Origin of the sequence: Paenibacillus wynnii, from assembly GCF_000757885.1 — a bacterium.
In the GTDB taxonomy this organism is placed as follows: Bacteria; Bacillota; Bacilli; order Paenibacillales; family Paenibacillaceae; genus Paenibacillus_AQ; species Paenibacillus_AQ wynnii.
The window spans coordinates 531980-550940 of the sequence record NZ_JQCR01000002.1 but is presented as its reverse complement, the minus strand read 5'-3'; the positions used below and the strand labels follow the sequence as shown (position 1 = coordinate 550940).

The window sequence follows — 18961 nt, the reverse complement described above, 5'->3', positions numbered from 1 at the left end:
GAAGACTTCCATGAAAGTTACCATGAAGAAAGTAGCCCGTAGAGCAGGAGTCTCCTCCTCTACGGTTTCTCGGGTAGTGTCGGGCCATCCGAATGTCCGGGAGGAAACCTCTCGTAAGGTCAAAAAAATCATGGATGAAATGAAATATACCCCCAATATGATAGCGAAGAGTCTTGTCTCTAAGACAACAAGCAGTATTTGCATTCTTTTGCCGAAGCAGGATGAGAAATGCTTCTCCAATCTGTTCTTTATGGAATTGATTCGCGGAATTGCTACACAGGCTAACCTTTCGGGTTTCGATATTTTCATTAGCTTAGGAGCCAATGAGAAAGAAGAAGTGGAGATGGTCTCCCGTCTTCTGAAAGGAAGGCGTGTCGACGGAGTGATTTTGTTCTCCTCCCGTAAAGAAGACGCTGTTGTCGATTTTCTGAAGATAAACAATTACCCATTTGTCTTAATCGGACGAAGCGACAAATATAACGAAATTTTGTCCGTTGATAACAACAATTTAAAGGCAGCCTACGATGCGACGAACCATTTAATCTCCATGGGTCACAAACGAATCGGTTTTGTTAGAGGTCCGTCGAATGCAATCTTTTCATGTGATAGGCTGGAAGGCTATCGGAAAGCTATTCAGGATAACGGTCTTGAACGGCGTCCCGAATGGATATTGGGTGAAGAGGTCATGCAGGACAGCGGCTATCACGCCATGTCGTTCCTGATGAATCTTCCCAAACGTCCGACAGCGATTCTAGTCGTGGATGACTTGGTGGCGTTTGGTGTAATTCGCGGACTGAACAAGTTGAAATATAAGGTGCCTGATGATTTGGCGATAATCAGCTTCAACAATACTACGCTGACGGAGTTATCGAATCCAACGATCAGCAGCATCGACATCGGAATCTATCAACTGGGCTATACTGCTTCACAAGTATTAATAAAAAGAATTCAGAACCCAAGTAATGAAACTCAACATACGAACCGTTTCATTATTGAGCACCGGCTTATCGTGCGAGAGTCATCCATCCCAAAACGTTTAGGAGTGTAATAATGGCAAAGTCAACGGTAAATACGCTGCGTAACAACGTAATATATTCGATTTATGTACGTAATCATAGCGAAGAGGGAACTTTCAAGGCAGTAGAAAAGGATCTGGAACGCATTCGAAATTTGGGTGTAGATATCATTTGGTTGCTGCCCATTCATCCAATCGGCAGCCAAGATCGTAAAGGCGAATTAGGCAGCCCTTACGCCAACCAAAACTTCCGTGAGATCAATCCGGAGCTTGGTACATTGGAGGACTTTAAAAGTCTTGTAGGAGAGATTCACAATAACGGCATGAAATGTATCATTGATGTCGTATATAACCACACATCACCCGATTCATGGCTGGTTGAGAATCACCCTGAATATTTCTACAAGACTCCGGAAGGCAAACGGGGAAACCGGGTAGGTGACTGGGGAGACATAGTAGATTTGGACTATAACAATGCCGAACTATGGCAATATCAAATCGAAACCCTTAAAATGTGGGCAGAGATCGTGGATGGTTTTCGCTGTGACGTAGCACCGCTTCTGCCACTGGATTTCTGGCTGCGCGCACGCGAAGAGGTTGCTTCAGTTCATCCTGATTGTTTGTGGCTTAGTGAATCCATAGAACCGGATTTTCTTGTGCATCTTCGTTCAAGGGGGATGGTTAGTCTGTCCGATGCTGAAATCCTGCAGGCGTTCGATGTCTGCTACGATTACGATATCTATCCCTATTTCATGGGTTATCTGGCCGGAGGAATCACGCCGAGTTACTATGTTGATAAGATTAATGCCCAGGAATATATGTATCCACACAACTATGTTAAACTACGCTTTCTTGAAAATCATGACCGTGCACGGGCCAAAGAGCTTTTTTCAGATGAAAAAGACCTTATCAATTGGACCGCATTTATGTATTTCCAAAAGGGAATACCTTTGATCTACGCTGGACAGGAATTCGAAAATGAAAATTGTCCTGATTTGTTCAACAAGAATACGATCAACTGGAGTACGGGTAAAGACTTAACCTGGCTTTTTAAAGCTCTGTATCCCATCAAGAAAAAAGATATCCTGGCTCACGGCACCTGTCATCTGAGAGCCACTGATACGGACGATATCATTGTTGGAACTTATACATGGGGTGAACAAAAGCTAGTAGGTGTATTCAGTATGAAAGGAAAGTCTGCAGAAGTGGAGACTGATCTTCCGGATGGTGTGTATTTAAATCTGATTGACGACAGCGAGGTCATAGTCACACAAGGTAAATTGCACTGCAAAGCCGAGCCTATCATTATTGAATTATAAAACCGTAAAAGAGCTTCTCTGCAAATTGGTGGGGGAGCTCTTTCCTATGGGGTCGTATTCAGAGTCATATCGAAAGTCCGGAAAACGTCAATTAAAGTCTGAATCTCATGTGGTTTACCGTTCGTGCGGTAAAGATTTCTCTTATAGATTTAGAAGTGCAGTATAAAAGTCCGATTAGTCCATGTTTAATGTCCGATAGATGCGGAACAGAGACGTTATACTGAAGATGTTCAACAGATGGTATAACCAATGGGGGAAATTCAAAGATATTAAGGGGGGATGTCATGAAATCCGGTCAATATAATCCAGGACGGACATTCGGACAAGTTAAACAAAATTGGGGACTATATGCATTGCTTTTTCCAGCTGTAGTGCTTACGTTATTATTCGCGTATATACCAATGTATGGGGTGCTCATAGCATTCAAGGATTACAGCCCGGCTTTAGGAATAGGCGAAAGCCCATGGGCAGGGTTCAAGTATTTCGAAAAATTCTTTAATTCCTATCAATTTTCATCAACGATTAAAAATACAATGATCATTAGTTTGTACAGTATGATTACCTTTCCGATTCCAATTATACTGGCGCTGATGGTCAATCAGATGAGACCCAACCGGTTTAGAAGGTTTTTCCAAACCGTATCCTACATGCCGCATTTTATTTCAACGGTGGTTATGGTGGGGTTGATGATGATTTTGTTGTCTCCAAGCACTGGAATGGTCGGCAATCTGTACAGCCTGTTTGGAAAAGAAGCTCCCGATCTGATGGGCTCCACTTCGCTGTTCAGCAGCGTGTATGTCTGGTCAGATGTGTGGCAGCATGTCGGCTGGGATAGCATTATCTTTATCGCAGCGCTCTCTTCAGTTGACCCAAGTTTATACGAAGCAGCTACCGTAGACGGGGCAAGCCGCTGGCATAAAGTTCGATTTATTGATATTCCTATGCTTATGCCGACAGCAATCACTCTTCTTATATTACGGGTTGGCGGACTGCTTGGAGTTGGATTTGAGAAGGTGTACTTGATGCAGAATGATCTGAATGGTACTTCAAGTGAAATTCTTTCTACTTATGTATACAAAATTGGTCTGCTCAGCAGCCAGTACAGCTTTTCTTCAGCCATCAACTTGTTCAACACGATCATCAACTTTATTTTATTAATTATGGTCAATCAGATTTCTAAAAAATATAGCGAAAACAGCTTGTGGTAGAAAGAAGGGGGGATAAATAAAATGGGAGTATTGGAACCAGTGGTTAAAGAGAGCATGGGGAAAATAAAAAACAACCGTTCATCGGACTCGGTGATGGAAATCATAATGTACGTAATTGCAGTCATTTTTCTTGTCATCCTGATTTACCCACTGTATTTTATAGTCATTGCTTCGTTCAGTGATCCTTCTGCCGTAGCAGGTGGCCAGGTATGGTTATTTCCTAAAGGGTTCACATTAGACGGCTACAAAGAATTATTGCGGCATGAAAATATATGGATTGGTTACCGTAACACTGTCCTTTACACGGTGGTGGGAACTGCGATCGGCTTAGTTGTAAATATCTCGGCGGCCTATGCACTGTCAAGAAAGGACCTTGTAGGACGGAAATATGTTTCACTGTTTTTCATCTTTACGATGTTCTTTAACGGCGGGTTGATTCCGACCTTTCTGACGATCCGGGATTTTCATATGTATGACACATTCCTGGTTATGGTGCTGCCTTTCTCTGTAGGGGTTTTTAATATCATCGTCGCACGAACTTTTTTTCAGACGAGTATTCCCGGAGATTTGTGGGAAGCGGCGCAGATTGATGGCTGTGGCAACCTTCGTTACTTTGTTCAAGTTGTCCTGCCGCTGTCGAAAGCGATTATCGCTGTGCTGGGATTATGGATCGCCGTCGGCTACTGGAATTCATATTTTAACGCCTTAATTTATTTGAAAGATCCAAACTTGTATCCTCTACAATTAATCCTCCGCAATATTTTGATCACCAACCAGATGCAGTCTGGTATGGGTACTGGTGAAGCTGCTCAGATTGCTTTGCGTCTCGCCAATATGATGCGGTATTCTGTTATTATCGTTGCAACTGTTCCAATCATGTGTTTATATCCTTTTGTACAGAAATACTTTAACCAAGGGGTAATGATCGGCGCTGTAAAGGAATAATAAGATTATTACACTGAAAATTGTGGGGGATCAGAAGTGGAGAAGCAGCAAAGAAAAGGTTTGCACAAAAAACTAACCATTACTCTTCTAATAACTGCACTGTTGGCAAGCCTTACAGCAGCATGTAGCGGAAACAATACGGCTAAGACCAACGTCGTAAGCGAGACGGGGGATTACAACAAAGAAGGTTTGCCGATTGTGGACGAGCCCTTGACATTGAAGGTGCTGACTGTCCGGTGGGGAAGTATGGGAGACACCTTTACCCAGAACCAGTGGCTTAAGGATCTGGAAAAGAATACGAATGTCAAAATAGAATGGGAAGTGATGTCATCTAATGACTGGAGCGAACGGAAGGCCATTATGCTGGCAAGTGGTACAATTCCGGATGTCATCATTGGTAATCAATCCTTCGGTGATTCCGATATCGTCAATAACTTAAGCTATTTCCGTCCTCTGGATGATTATATTGAACAATATATGCCTAACCTTAAAGCGGCTATGGAAGAAACGCCTGAAATGAAAAAAATCAGCACCTTTCCCGACGGGGAAATTTACTCTCTGCCCGCAAGGCTGCCTTCGCGTCCGAAAAGCTCGCGCCAGCCTGTGATAAATAAAACATGGCTTGATAAATTGGATTTGGAAGTTCCAGATACGGTTGATGATCTTTACAACGTCCTTACAGCTTTCAAAGAGCAAGATCCGAACGGAAATGGGAAGCAAGATGAGATTCCTTATATCGAAACAGGCAACGATATAATCAGTCCATTCGGGATCGCTGACTTGAATAATAATTATATGGTGCTCAAGGACGGAAAAGCTGTATTCTACCCCGTCTCGAATCAGTACAAAGAGGCCCTCAAATGGGTGAATAAATTATATACCGAAGGCCTGATTGATAAAGAGTTGTTTACTCAAGACGATACGATGCGGACGGCCAAGTTTCAAAGTCCGGATGCTCCAATCGTGGGTTTCTCGTACCAATGGACCCCGGATGCAGTTTTTGGTAAATGGAGTGATCAATATGTGACGATTCCACCGATTGCCGGACCGGATGGAAATCGGTATACCATCGGAAATCCGATGGGTATGAATCTCGCACGCAATGAATTACTTATCACCACTTCCTGTAAATATCCGGAAATTGCCGCTCGCTGGGCTGACCAGTTCTACACCAATGAAGCAAGCATTCAAAATTTCTGGGGTGCAGTGGGGACCGTTATTCAGAAAAACGACAATCGTACCTACACGTTGATGGATCCACCTGCAGGAACCAGCGCAGATGCCTGGTACTGGGAACAGTCGCTTCGGGATTTCGGGCCGAAATATGTGAGTCCGTCATTTGAGAAGAATATCGTTCTGAATCCTAAGAATGGAGATGGACTGAAGTTGCAACTCGATAAGCTGGGAAGCGAATTTGCAACCACGCCTTTTCCTAACGTAATGTACACAGCAGAGGAATTCCAGGAACTGCCGACCTTGACCACGGACATCGACAGTTATGTGAACACAATGCGTGCCAAATTTGTGATTTTAGGTGAAATCGATAAAGAATGGGACGACTATGTGAAGCAATTGAATGATATGGGGCTTGAAAAGCTGACAAAAATTCGTACCGATGCTTACAGTCGTTACACGAATGTAAAATAATTATTGTATCCCAAAGAATGCCGCCCTGCGCATATTGCAGTGGGGTGACATTCTTTTTCAATTCCACACAATTACAACATGAAAAGAGGTTTATTAATGGAAAATACGATTAAAGAGTCGAAGCCATTACCGAATTATTTAAAGGTTCAATCCGAACCGTGTGCCAATAAGGAAGCAATCATTCAGGGAGATTACTATCGCTTCACTGTACTAACCCCGGAGCTCATCCGGATGGAATACAACGAGCATGGCTGCTTTGAAGACAGGGCGACACAGACCGTGCTGAACCGTGATTTTTCGGTTCCAGATTTCCGTGTGATCGATCATGGGAACAAGCTTGAATTGATTACGGATCGTCTGCACTTGACTTATGACAAGAAGCCATTCACTCGGCATGGTCTAAGTATCCGCGTGAGAAACGAATCAGGTCACCTAATGAGTGTCTGGAATTATGGCGATACGCCGCAAGACTTGAGGGGTACAGCGCGTACACTGGATAATGCGGACGGTGCCGTTCCCATAGAGCACGGGCTGCTGTCACGTTTCGGGTATACACTGGTGAATGACACCGCCTCTCTTTTGTTGGAGGAAGACGGACGGGTTGAGCCGCGGACGCAGGAAGGATCCGATCTTTATTTTTTCGGATACGCTCATGACTACTTGAACTGCCTGAAGGATTTCTACCATCTTTGCGGCCGCACGCCGCTGCTGCCCCGCTATGCGCTCGGCAATTGGTGGAGCCGGTATTACCAGTATTCTGAAGAAGAATACAAGATGCTGATGGAGCGGTTTGAAAAGGAGCACATTCCTTTTTCAGTGGCGGTCATAGATATGGATTGGCATCTTGTTGATATTGATCCGCAGTACGGCAGCGGCTGGACAGGCTATTCATGGAATCGGGATTTGTTCCCGGATCCGCAGAGATTTCTGGCGTGGTTGCATGAAAAAGGGCTGCGTGTAACCCTTAACGTCCATCCTGCTGACGGGGTACGGGCGTTTGAAGAACCATACCTGGCAATTGCAGCGGAGATGGGAATGGACCCGGAAAAAGGCGATGCTGTAGAGTTTGACATTACCGATCCAAAGTTTTTACAGGCATATTTCAAGTTTCTACATCATCCGTTAGAGGAGGAAGGTGTGGATTTCTGGTGGATCGATTGGCAGCAGGGAGGAATCACCAAAATTCCGGGTCTTGATCCACTCTGGATGCTGAACCACTACCATTACTTAGATAGTGGACGTAGGGGAAACCGGCGGCTTAGCTTTTCCCGCTATGCTGGTCTTGGAAGCCACCGTTACCCCGTAGGATTCTCCGGTGATACCATCGTCACATGGGAATCGCTAGACTTCCAGCCCTATTTCACTGCCAACGCGTCAAACGTGGGCTATGGCTGGTGGAGCCATGATATCGGTGGTCATATGATGGGGTATTTAGACGACGAACTGGCGATGCGTTGGGTGCAGTTCGGTATATTTTCGCCGATCTTGCGTCTACACAGCTCTGCAAGTCCTTTCAACAGCAAGGAGCCCTGGCGGTTTAATAAGATTGCGGAGGATGTGATGAAAGACTGTCTGCGTCTACGGCACCGCTTACTTCCTTATCTGTATACAATGAACCGCTTAGCCAGTCGTGAAGCACTTCCACTGGTCCAGCCGATGTATTATCATAACTCGGAACAACATGAAGCTTACGAAGTGCCGAATCAATATTACTTCGGAACGGAGCTGATTGCCTGTCCGATTACGCAGCCAGTAAACCCAAAGACGGGTGTCGCGGAATTCAAGGCATGGTTACCTGAGGGATTATGGATTGATTTCTTTAACGGAAGAGTATACGACGGCGGCAGAAAACTTTCTCTTTACCGAAATATGGAGGCTATTCCGGTATTGGCTAAAGCGGGAGCCATTGTTCCAATGGCAGATCTCACGGAATATACCTCTTCGGTGGACAATCCTACACATATGGAGATCCGGGTGTTTGCCGGGGAGAACGGTCATTTTCACCTCTGGGAGGATGAGGGTGACACCGCCGAAGATCGGGACGATCAGTGGTGTGATACCGAAATGACGCTCGAATGGGGAGAGACCTCAATCTTTAAAATTTCCCCTGCTCGGGGAAATACAAAAGTTGTGCCGGAACGTCGGTCATGGAAGCTATCCTTCGTCGGGTTTGCCGATACGAAGGTAAAGGTGTTCGCTGAAGATTTAGAAATCGCTGTTGAAACCGAGTATGACGAAACTACGCATACACTAACGGTCATCACCTCGGATTTGGCAGTGAGCGAATCCCTAAACGTGACGTTTAGCAACGCTCGTATTTCCGTCAATAAGATGGAAGCAGAGGTGTTCGCCCTTTTGGACCGCGCACAGATGCTATTTCAATTGAAAGAACAAATTTATCGTATGGTGAAGGAAATGGCGAATCCAACCATTACTCTTGCGTCTCTTGTTTCGATGGATTTAGAACCTTCACTCTACGGAGCGTTATGCGAAATACTGACAGCAAGAGTTTAAATCCTGCTAGAAACAAAAAATGATAGTATCCCCCTTCAAATAGGCACTCAAATAAATCCGCACAGTATCATGAGGATGGAGTGAAATTGGAGGGGGTTTTGGTATGGGTATTAACACATATGCGGTACAGGCTACTTTGAGAGGACAGATAACTACTATGGTGAAAGACAAAGCATCTTCAGAGTTTGATTTACGCAAAGCAGACAGATTAAGCGGCATGATTATATTAGCGACATGTCTCGTGATTATCATCAGTACTTTTATATTGTATATTACGTCTAACGAAAAGGTTGGCGTTTCAGTACTCTTACAAGGGCTCGTTCCAACTGCGATCATATGCGTGATTGTGGTTATTGTATATTTTCTCCCTATTCCCAGCAAGGCCAGAGGATTGATCTACAGTAATATTATTTTCTTCGCCATGGTTGGTGACAAAATCAGTGATCCCAGCAATCATGTTCCCAACTTTGGATTTATCGTCGCTACCGTAATAGCCGCTATGTACTTTTCGAACAGGCTGCTGGTTACATCCGGAATTATTGTTAACCTTGTCTTTATTCTGTTGTATATTAACGACGGTTCCGTTCTGATTGGTCCTGACCGTGCTATTTCTTATTTCTTCAGTCTAATGTGCATTGTGAACGGGATTTATGTGGCGCTCTATTTTATTGTAAAGTGGGGCAACGACATGATCATCAACGCTAGGACCAAGGAGCAGGAAGCAAGCATGCTGCTTCAGAAGCTTCAAGGAACAATGGAAGATGTAGAGACGTCGTCCACTAAATTGAATAAGAATATTTCTTTATTCGACGAGAATCTTCAGAAGCTTGTTCACTCCAGCCAAGAAACAATGACCGCTATGCAAGAAACCTCCATAGGCACTCAACAGCAGACAGAAAGTATCGCCAATATGAATGATAAGATGGCTCTTACCTTAAATGATGTGAAAACTACTGAGAATATATCCTTAGATATTAGCCATAATTCTAATTCTATACTTAATGAAGTGGTTGAAGGATCCCAACAAGTCAAGCTATTGTCAAAGCAAATGGGCACGATAAACAACTCTATATCGACAGCCCTGGAGACAGTAAATGAACTTCAGGAGAGCATGAACGGGATAACTGCTTTATTGAGCGGGATTCGAATCATTGCGAACCAGACCAATCTCTTGGCGCTAAATGCGGCAATTGAAGCTGCTAGAGCAGGCGAGCATGGCAAAGGATTTGCAGTTGTAGCCGGAGAAGTCAGGAAGCTTGCGGAGCAAAGCGAATCGCTTGCTAAAGATATAAGTGAAATTATTACTAGGATTACTGAGAAGACGCAAATAACTGTGAATACCGTTGAACGTGGAGAACAGGCTGTAGATCAAGGTAATAAAACTTTGAATCAAGTATCGGATTATTTTGATAGCATGAAGCAATCTGTTGAATCCACCTTTGAATCGCTAAAAGTTGAGAATGAACTGATCCAGCAATTCTCTTGTACTTTCATTGACTTGCAAGCAGAGATGGGGAATATGTCGAGCATCTCAGAACAGCATTCCGCTTCGAATGAGCAAATTCTGGCAACGTTGGAAACAGAACTGGCCCAGATTTCCATCATGTACGAATCATTGAAAGAAATTAGAGAGCTTTCAGACAAGCTCAAGCAATTAATGGCAGCTTAAGTTGGAGACCTTGTTGACCCTATAGTTGATGATGTCCATTGGTCTCGATTTTCTTTCCTAATGGTGACAGGTACATTAATTTAATTTATATTTTAATGGTTGAATAAATTAAACCAATGAACAAAGTATAGGGATGTAACGATGTGAATAGGAGGAAACAGTATGAAATATTTTATGATTGACGGGACGTTTCGGGAAGAAGTCATAGCAGGTGTGAATGGCTTCATCCAAGCTATCGCGGCAAAAGGCGGGATTCCGGGCGGGGTACAGGGGGCTATTCCAAGTGACCTGCTGAACGCGCTCCCCGCGATTCAGGCTCAGCTTGGGTTGGACGAGGCTGCCCTTATAAAGGCTCTCCCGGATAATATCCGAAGTTTGGGTGATGCGATCAAGCAACATTTTGACTATCTCGAGACTTTTTTTGCCAATGGCACCGTTTTGTTTTTTGGCCCTACCGCACATAAGCTGGGCGGCATGATCGTGTTTAAGGCAAACAGTCTTGCCGAGGCCGAGGAGTTTGTCAGAAAGGACCCAATGGTGGAATGCGGCTTCCAGACCTCGAACATCGTGGAGTTCAGCTTTGGCAAAGGGCAGGACTTTGTCACCAAATGGTTTGATTAAGTTCTGCTGAGGTTATGGGTACAAAAGGAATAAAGAAGGAGTTAAGAATATGAATCGTGAAGATGCAATCCAACAATTACGAGAAGTATTCGAAAAAGTCGGTCATGGCTTGATAGCGATTGGAGATCAAACCAGACAAAAGGTTATTCTGGCTCTTCTCAGTGAGAACTGTTATCCTGGAATGCGCGTTGGAGAAATAACAAAAATAACTCATTTGTCAAGACCGGCAGTGTCGCATCATCTTCGCATACTTAAAGAGGAAAAAATAATCAGTATGAGAGAGGAAGGCACAAAAAATTTTTACTATCTATCTCCTGAGGAAAGTAAGCTCGGTGAGTTGAAGCAACTGGTAAATCAAATAGATGCATTGCTTCATGATCCAAGCAGAAGGATAGAGAAATAAGAAATGATTATTAAAAGCCAGAAGAATCGTCTTCTAAAGAGGACATTTCGCTGGCTTTTTCTTTGAGATTTCAAGGCATTATTTTTGCTGTAAGTGGATTAAGAGCTGGCTCGAGAGAAATACGAAGCCCAATCGAGGTACTATACATTTGTCTGATTATTCATATGTGTACCAGATATTTGTGATCAAGACGGAATAAGGATAAGGTTCTTTACCCTGCTCTTTGATTGACTTCTCCATATAATCCCGTAGTCTCCATACGTCTTCACCATGGGAAGAGGAGCTTAAGTTTAACGTTCACCAGCATAAAAGCGGTGGTCAACCATTGAACCGTAGTGCTGGTTAGATCAAAATCCTTCATTAAATGAGGAAGTGCCGTGGATAATAGCGTTTGATTTAAAATAGCAATAAAAGTTCCCAACATGAGAACAGTAACGATAGCCGTTCGGTTTACAGGTGGAGAAGAAGCTTGAGTTGAATTCATAATCCTACCTCGTTTCTGAATACAGATTTCCTTCTTGAAAAAAAAATTAACAATTCCGTGGATTCCAGTCTGAAATCCGGACCCAGCTCTTTAAGTCCAGCAACCCGGGGTGAATCTCCCGAAGTGCATGAATGTCAGCCTGGTAGCCTACCTGTTCAAGCCATTCCCGGCCCGGGAATTGCCCTCTTGGCGTTTCTAGGATTTTGGTGGGAATATCAAATAATTGACTGAACAGCTGCTTTACTTGTGTTAAGGAAATTTCATCTCCAGCGATTTCAACGGCTTCCCGCGTAAAATTCTCCGGCTGGTTAAAGGCGATGACGGCAAATGCCGCTATGTCTTTGGATGAAATCATTTGAAAAGCGGTATTTGCATTTATGAATTCCGGGATCAACAATTGAGCATCCTGAACCTGTACCACTCTTTTAAAGTTCTCCATAAAGAAAGCTGGGCGCAGCATTGTATAAGGAAGGTCCATTTCCCGAATATATTGCTCAATTTGCCACATGATATCGAAGTGAGCGCCACCGCGGTTTCGGTCTACACCGCCGGCAGAACTGTATATAAAATGGAAAATTCCTGCTTTTTTAGCCATATCTAAAACGTTTTTTCCTTGTTGCAGTTCTTTTTCAGGGTCATCATTAATAATAGGTTGCACCATATAAACTCCATAGACCCCCACCATGGCCTCTAATAAGGATTGACGGTCATCTAAATTAGCCTGAACGACCTGCGCGCCTTTGTTCTGCAGCTCCTGAACAACTGGAGTATCCAAACGACGTGAAACAGCTCGAACCTTCCATCCCTGAGCCAACAGCTCTTCTACAGCTGCACCGCCTTGATTGCCTGTTGCTCCGAACACTAAAATTAATTTGTTTTGATTAGACATTAATAAACTCCCCCTTATATAAACCTTCGGGATTAAACTTAATAGGTATGCTTGTATTTAAACCAAAGTTACGTAGTTCTTGTTATCTCCAATCAATTCAGTTAATATTAAATGGAGAACCTTCTCATTTATATTAAACGGAGACCCCTCCGCTTGTCAAGTGAGTAATTTTAGGAGTGAAAATACATGAAAGAACAACAAAACGCCTTCGTGAAAACGGAACGGCGGGACGCAGCCGAAAATCGTCAGCGAATTCTCAAAGTTGCTCTCGAGCTATTTGAGCAACATGGCGTCGAACAGGTAAGCATGAACCAAATTGCAAAGGAAACCGGGATTGGCCCTGCTACGCTTTATCGCCGTTACAGCAATAAGGGTGAATTATGTCTGGATTTGATCAAAAACAGTATCGATATTTTTTTTGTTGAGATTGGAGCCTTTTTGGAAGAACAGCAGCATGCGCCAGCAGATCAAAGGTTGAAGGAAATTCTTAAAATTTTTATCCAGTTTAAAGAAAATAAAGCCCACCTTCTTAAAGGGGTCGAGGACTCCATGTCGCAGAATAAATCCCTGCTGGCAAGCCCGCTGTATGATGAGTTGCACCGGCTGTTTATCAGCCTCTACAAGGAGATGCACTCAGGAAACATTGTGTTTAAAGCTGATATGCTGCTTAGAGCTTTTACGACAGATGCGTACTTGTTCCAAAGAGAAGTGCGTGGGTTGTCTCCTGAAGAGATTTTAGAACAGCTTTGTGCAACCTTTCTTGGGTAGTATCCTCTTTTCAGCATTTATTCAAAAAACTCTCCCAAACTTATTCTTGGTATAGCCTTGCAAAACACCAAAAAGAGAGAGCAGCGATCCTCCCATAATAGGAGAATCGCTGCTCTTTTGATTTTTTCGGTTTTGAAAATGTAGATTGCGCTCCGATCGTATATGCTCCGAACCTTAAGGTCCGTATAGTACAAAGAGATGTCGGTATAGTGCTATCCTTAAAACTAAATATCATTTATATTTCATTTTGTATTATAAAAAAATAAAGTAAGTGGGCTTGTCAATGGATGGCGGCTGTTTGAGGCACTAAAAGGAGGTGATACTGTAAATGATGTAATGCTATAAGATTGAAATATCTGATTACCAATTTTGAAAGCCTTTTCATTACTAGCTAACTCGAAAGGAATGTGATTTATGAAGATTAAATTTGAGTTAATAAAAAAATTCCTGGTTAGTACTATCGGATTAGCGCTTATTGTTTTTAATTTCAATTTTACTCATGTGGCTTATGCTGCAGGTGCAACATTGCCCTATAAAGAATATGAGGCTGAAAATGGAGCTACCAATGCAAATGTGTATGGACCATCTACAAATTACCTATCCTGGGAATCTGAAGCTTCCGGAAGAAAATATGTACGACTTGATGCAACAGGTAAATATGTACAGTGGACCTCTACAGAGGCGGCAAACACCTTGGTAATTAGATATAGTATTCCGGATTCATCATCAGGCGGAGGAACTACAAGTACACTTAGTCTTTATATAAATGGAGTTTATTCACAAAAAGTAACCTTAACTTCAAAATATGCTTGGGTATATGGTAGCTTCCCATGGACGAATAACCCGGTAGATGGTAATGGCCACAAAATATTCGATGAGGTAAGCTTTTTTACAGCAAATGATATTCCCGCCGGTGCTACTGTGAAACTGCAAAAGAACGCAGATGACACTGGTCCCTATTATCTTATTGATTTAATTGACTTAGAAAAAGTTAGCGCTTTCAGTGCACCGGCGAACTCACTTTCTATAACAAGCTATGGTGCCACGGCCAATGATGGAACCGATGACAGAACTGCTATTGTCAACAGTATCAATGCAGCAAAGTCACAAGGTAAAACCGTTTGGATACCGCCTGGAGAGTTCAATATCAATTCCGCAGTAATCGATGTTAATAATGTAACCATCGGTGGTGCTGGAATGTGGTATTCAAAGTTAGTAGGGGCAAGAGCTGGTTTTAATTTAACTGGAAATAACAGCAGATTTTATAATTTTGCTATAATGGGCACTACAACTACGAGAGATGATAATTCCTCTGTAGATAATGCCTTTAGTGGCTCAGGTGGAACGGGTTCTCATATAGAAAGTGTTTGGGTGGAACATAAGAAATGTGCAGTTTGGATGGATGGCAATACCAATGGTCTTGTTATTACAAAAAGCCGTTTCAGAAATCTCATGGCAGATGCAGTGAATTTCTGCGCGGGCACGTCCAATTCTTCGGTTAGCAATACTCACGTTAGATATTCCGGGGATGATTCATTAGCAACCTGGTCTCCTAGTGGAGGGGCAAATTCTAATGCTAATGTATTTGATTCCAATACCATTCAATTGCCTTGGCTGGCTAATGGAATTGCACTCTATGGTGGTTCAAACCACAGCATAACGAACAATCTTATTTATGATACGGTGACTGGAGGAGCAGGAATCTATATCAGTTCAAATTTCAATCCTGTTGCCTATACGGGAACGCTGACAATTAGCGGAAATACATTAACCAGATGTGGATCAAATGAACACTATTTGGGCTATGCACCGGGTGCTTTATGGATTAATGCATATGACTTAGATATGTCAGGAGTAACTATTAATGTTACTAATAATACGATCAAGAATGCGACTAAATCGGGTATTTCTATACAAGGTCCAAAGGTTCTTTATAACACCAAAATCTCAAATAATACCGTAGATGGAGCGGGAGGATATGGAATCTGGATTACCGGAAACGCAAGAGGTAATACACTATTTGAGTATGTAAGCGTTTCCGGTGCAGCCTCGGGCGGATTACGAAATGATGCAGTCGCTAATTTTGAAGTATGGAGGGGTACCGGCAATACAGGTTGGTAAATTGGAGGTGGGAACTCTCAATCCTATTTATCGTGTAGATAAGTTTACAGATCTTTGAATGTATTGCCTGAATTTGTGCAAAAATTTATCGACAATTACAGACGAGGGATAAATCAAAAAGTAAACCAATTCGAATCGGATTCGAACGATTGGTATACTTTTTTTACTTCGTATCGTGTCCATAACCTCAAGAAATTCGATAACACCGGCGAAGACATGGAGGATTTAATCTCCATCGGAACGATTGGACTCATCAAGGCCATTGAAAGCTACCGCCCCAACAAAGGGACGAAGCTGGCCACTTTTGCTGCACGTTGTATCGAGAACGAGATCTTGATGCACCTCCGTTCACTGAAGAAAACCCGCAAGGACGTGTCGCTGCACGATCCTATTGGAACGGACAAAGAGGGAAATGAAATTACTTTGATAGATATCTTGGGCTCGGGAGCGGACGATCTGCTGTTGACATTGGATTTGAATATTGAGAAGAGTAAAATCTACCGGAATCTTGATATTCTGGATGACCGGGAGAAGGAAGTTGTGGTTGGACGGTTTGGGCTGGATACCGGCGGGGAAGAGCGGACGCAGCGGGAGATTGCGAAGGAGCTTGGGATAAGCCGGAGTTATGTGTCGCGGATAGAGAAAAGAGCACTCATGAAGCTGTATCATGAGTTTTATAAGGTGAAGCGGTAGGATTTTAGATAATAACTCAAGATTCACTATAGAGTGTTTTAAATGCGACTTGCCAACAAGGGAGTTGCTTTTTTGTTAATCAAGTAGTTGGGCTAATCCATATCAGAAGTAACTTAATTATTTTAAGAGACAGTTTTTTATAGCTGAAGATATCGTTCAACGAATTTAGTTCTAAATCAGCTATTAATAATTCATGAAAAAAGCAGAGAATTAAAGATAAAAAGGTGTTCAGAAGAATATTTTAAATGATGCCTAGATTTAATATGTGTTTTGTATGTAAGAATAAGCCTCTAGATAGGTAACACTAAGATGATCGTTAGCAAAAAAAAGGAGTAGTTATAATTTTCGCTAGATTTATATTTACAAGATTCGAAATGTTGTACAAATAATACGGAAATAAACCTTTGAACCATCCTCTCATCGCCAGCAAACGGACGAATATGAGGTGAATGAGGTGAACATGGAAATAGAACCAAGAAAGGAGATAGAACGATTTAATCGTCAAAGCTTCTAATGGCGGATTAGCACTAGGATTAATCGGATCGGTTCTTCTTCTGACTTTATTTTTTGGGGAGCATGAGCTGACAGAATTAGTAGCTGATTGGAACCATATGTAAATTTATTTATTATTGATATTAGGTATTGTAAAAGGAGATTAGGGTAAATGCAGAAAAAACATCATGTAATAACAAGAAATATCATTAAGATTAGCCTTTTCGATCTGTAAACTGTAGTCAGGTTATGTCCTGTGGTAGATAATGGAGTCATAAGTTACCTCGATGGAATAGGATTCATTTGACAAAGTAGATCGCCTGCTCTAGTACGCTATTGAATAGATCTTCTTTGTCTTAACTGGACCCGATAATAAGTTACATATATATGTATGGAGGGTTTCCATGTTCAGACATAGAGAAATAGGGATTACTAAGTATTTTATTGGAGTTTTTGTCCTGATTATCATTGTTCCATTTATCTTATTTATTACAATATTTTATAAATATTATTCAGCATCATTAATCCAAAGGTCGATGTATCAGGTTGACCAACAGCTGGATATAGCATCTAACAATATGAACGCTGAGTTAAAACGAGCCTCACTTACAACTGCTACAATCGCTAATGTGAATGACCATATGATATTAGATGCAGTCTCAGAGTGGAGCAGAAGCTCGACTTCAGTAGAAAAAATTCGAATTGCGCGTGAGATCGATGCATACTTAAATATTATCTCGAATTATAGCAATGAGATCGTCAGTGTTATTTTTACTTTTAAGGATGGAGGCTATTATTATTTCAAGAACCCTCCGGCTATTTCCGAGTCTTCTATTCGCAATCTGCCGTGGTATCAAGAGGCACTAAGGAGCAGCAATGGAACAACATTCATTGTTGACAGTCTGAACGGTATTACTTCGGATAAACAGGACGTGTTTACCCTTTTGCTTCATCCTGAACGGTCTTTGGAATTAGAGGTTGAGATGATTTATTTGACGACCCACGCCTCTATTCCTGATTTCAATCATTCGAATCCTGAAATTCAACAATTTATTATTGATCGCAACGGTAATCGAATTGTGAATCAGAACAATCATGATAAAGTAGATCCAGAAATTATGAAGAAACTATCCAAGATGTTACAGAAGCAATCTCATGATGATGATTACTCTTTTATTAAGATAAACGGTGAGAATAAGCTTCTTAAGCTGTATTCGTTTGAGAAGACAGATTGGAGTATCGTCAATATTTTAGATGAGAGCATGGTTACGAGGGATGCAGATCAATTCTTAAAGATATCTCTAATTTTTATTTTTGGTAGTTTCGCTTTGTTTATATTATTTCTACTTTGGTTTTTTCGAGACATTCTTAGGCCGCTACAGCATCTCATTAGAGCGATGAGAAAGGTGGAGAAAGGTGATTTTCTGACTGAGGTCAAGGCAGATGGAAGAGGTGAGATTAAGCGACTGAGCTTTTCCTTCAATCGCATGATTTCTCAGATCAGAGATCTTATTGAAGAACGTGATTATAAGGAACGAGCGCGTAGTGAGGCAGAAATCGAAGCTTTACAGTCACAAATTAATCCACACTTCTTATCGAATACTTTGAATTCCGTTCGCGTTATGGCCATGATCGCAAAGACAGACAATATTCGTAAAATTATCGACAGTCTATCTGCCCTTTTGACTCATGTATTTCGTGAACCAAACTCGCTAGCCCGGATCGGTCAGGAGATCAAAGTTCTAGAGTCATACGTTCATATTATGCAGGTTCGTTATGGAGGCAAGCTGAATATCCAGTTTCATATTGATGATACGCTTTTGAATTACAGCATGCCCAAAATGCTGCTTCAACCGATTCTTGAGAATGCCATTTTTCATGGACTGGATCAACAAAATATGAACGAACTTATTGAGGTGAAGGCGATTCGGCATGAGCTTGGAGTATGTTTTACCATCACTGATTATAGTAAAGGAATGACAGACGAGCAAGTTAGGGGATTGCTGCAGCAGGGTGAGAAATACCAGCGTGGCAATTTTAGTGGGCTAGGTGTAAATAATGTGTTAAGACGAATTGAGCTTAATTATGGTCATCCGTACGGTTTGGAGATTGATAGTAAGTTAGGTGGAGGTACCATCGTTACTATTCTGCTTCCGCTGATATGAACCTCATA

At 42.2% G+C, this 18961-nt stretch carries 16 protein-coding genes; 13 read left to right on the top strand and 3 right to left on the bottom strand.

Annotation, left to right across the window (positions count from 1 at the left end; all coding sequences use genetic code 11):
- Positions 1 to 10: 10 nt before the first annotated feature.
- The 9 genes from PWYN_RS05145 to PWYN_RS05105 all read left to right on the top strand — a co-directional run bounded on the left by PWYN_RS05145 (position 11) and on the right by PWYN_RS05105 (position 11341).
- Positions 11 to 1048, top strand: a complete 1038-nt coding sequence (locus tag PWYN_RS05145) for a LacI family DNA-binding transcriptional regulator (protein ID WP_036649155.1) — start codon at positions 11 to 13, stop codon at positions 1046 to 1048.
- Positions 1049 to 1050: 2 nt separating this feature from the next.
- Positions 1051 to 2334, top strand: a complete 1284-nt coding sequence (locus PWYN_RS05140; protein WP_036649152.1) for an alpha-amylase family glycosyl hydrolase — start codon at positions 1051 to 1053, stop codon at positions 2332 to 2334.
- Positions 2335 to 2618: 284 nt separating this feature from the next.
- Positions 2619 to 3542, top strand: coding sequence for an ABC transporter permease (locus PWYN_RS05135; protein WP_036649151.1), 924 nt, complete (start codon positions 2619 to 2621; stop codon positions 3540 to 3542).
- 21 nt (positions 3543 to 3563) lie between these two features.
- Complete coding sequence (locus tag PWYN_RS05130) at positions 3564 to 4487, top strand: carbohydrate ABC transporter permease (RefSeq protein WP_084146604.1); 924 nt, start codon at positions 3564 to 3566, stop codon at positions 4485 to 4487.
- A gap of 60 nt (positions 4488 to 4547) precedes the next feature.
- A complete protein-coding gene (locus tag PWYN_RS05125) occupies positions 4548 to 6134 on the top strand; it encodes an extracellular solute-binding protein (RefSeq protein ID WP_420805758.1) in 1587 nt (528 codons plus the stop codon).
- A gap of 96 nt (positions 6135 to 6230) precedes the next feature.
- Positions 6231 to 8648: a glycoside hydrolase family 31 protein gene (locus PWYN_RS05120; RefSeq protein ID WP_052087766.1), complete on the top strand. Its 2418-nt coding sequence runs from the start codon at positions 6231 to 6233 to the stop codon at positions 8646 to 8648.
- Between the two features lie 103 nt (positions 8649 to 8751).
- Positions 8752 to 10317 carry a methyl-accepting chemotaxis protein gene (locus PWYN_RS05115; protein WP_036649145.1) on the top strand — a complete coding sequence of 522 codons (1566 nt, stop codon included), beginning with the start codon at positions 8752 to 8754 and terminating at the stop codon, positions 10315 to 10317.
- A gap of 162 nt (positions 10318 to 10479) precedes the next feature.
- The gene (locus PWYN_RS05110; RefSeq protein ID WP_036649143.1) at positions 10480 to 10938 is read left to right on the top strand and encodes a YciI family protein; all 459 of its coding nucleotides are present in this window, start codon (positions 10480 to 10482) and stop codon (positions 10936 to 10938) included.
- Positions 10939 to 10987: 49 nt separating this feature from the next.
- On the top strand, positions 10988 to 11341 hold the full coding sequence (locus PWYN_RS05105) for an ArsR/SmtB family transcription factor (protein ID WP_036649141.1): 354 nt from the start codon (positions 10988 to 10990) through the stop codon (positions 11339 to 11341).
- 156 nt (positions 11342 to 11497) lie between these two features.
- Here PWYN_RS05105 and PWYN_RS30605 read toward each other — a convergent pair whose 3' ends face one another.
- The 3 genes from PWYN_RS30605 to PWYN_RS05095 are packed head-to-tail and all read right to left on the bottom strand — an operon-like array spanning position 11498 to position 12714.
- Positions 11498 to 11581 (bottom strand): hypothetical protein, encoded by an 84-nt coding sequence (locus tag PWYN_RS30605; protein ID WP_420805757.1) that lies wholly within the window; start codon positions 11579 to 11581, stop codon positions 11498 to 11500.
- 25 nt (positions 11582 to 11606) lie between these two features.
- A complete protein-coding gene (locus PWYN_RS05100; RefSeq protein ID WP_036649139.1) occupies positions 11607 to 11825 on the bottom strand; it encodes a hypothetical protein in 219 nt (72 codons plus the stop codon).
- Positions 11826 to 11871: 46 nt separating this feature from the next.
- Positions 11872 to 12714, bottom strand: a complete 843-nt coding sequence (locus PWYN_RS05095) for an NmrA/HSCARG family protein (RefSeq protein ID WP_036649137.1) — start codon at positions 12712 to 12714, stop codon at positions 11872 to 11874.
- 186 nt (positions 12715 to 12900) lie between these two features.
- Between PWYN_RS05095 and PWYN_RS05090 the strand changes: the two genes are divergently transcribed.
- From PWYN_RS05090 to PWYN_RS05075, 4 genes are all read left to right on the top strand, one after another.
- Positions 12901 to 13482, top strand: coding sequence for a TetR/AcrR family transcriptional regulator (locus PWYN_RS05090; protein ID WP_036649135.1), 582 nt, complete (start codon positions 12901 to 12903; stop codon positions 13480 to 13482).
- A 414-nt stretch (positions 13483 to 13896) separates the two neighbouring features.
- Entirely contained in the window at positions 13897 to 15603 is a 1707-nt protein-coding gene (locus PWYN_RS05085; protein ID WP_052087765.1) for a right-handed parallel beta-helix repeat-containing protein, read from the top strand.
- A 54-nt stretch (positions 15604 to 15657) separates the two neighbouring features.
- Positions 15658 to 16296 carry an RNA polymerase sporulation sigma factor SigK gene (gene sigK, locus PWYN_RS05080; protein ID WP_338049176.1) on the top strand — a complete coding sequence of 213 codons (639 nt, stop codon included), beginning with the start codon at positions 15658 to 15660 and terminating at the stop codon, positions 16294 to 16296.
- An 896-nt stretch (positions 16297 to 17192) separates the two neighbouring features.
- Positions 17193 to 18953 carry a cache domain-containing sensor histidine kinase gene (locus tag PWYN_RS05075; RefSeq protein ID WP_036649133.1) on the top strand — a complete coding sequence of 587 codons (1761 nt, stop codon included), beginning with the start codon at positions 17193 to 17195 and terminating at the stop codon, positions 18951 to 18953.
- Positions 18954 to 18961 lie beyond the last annotated feature (8 nt).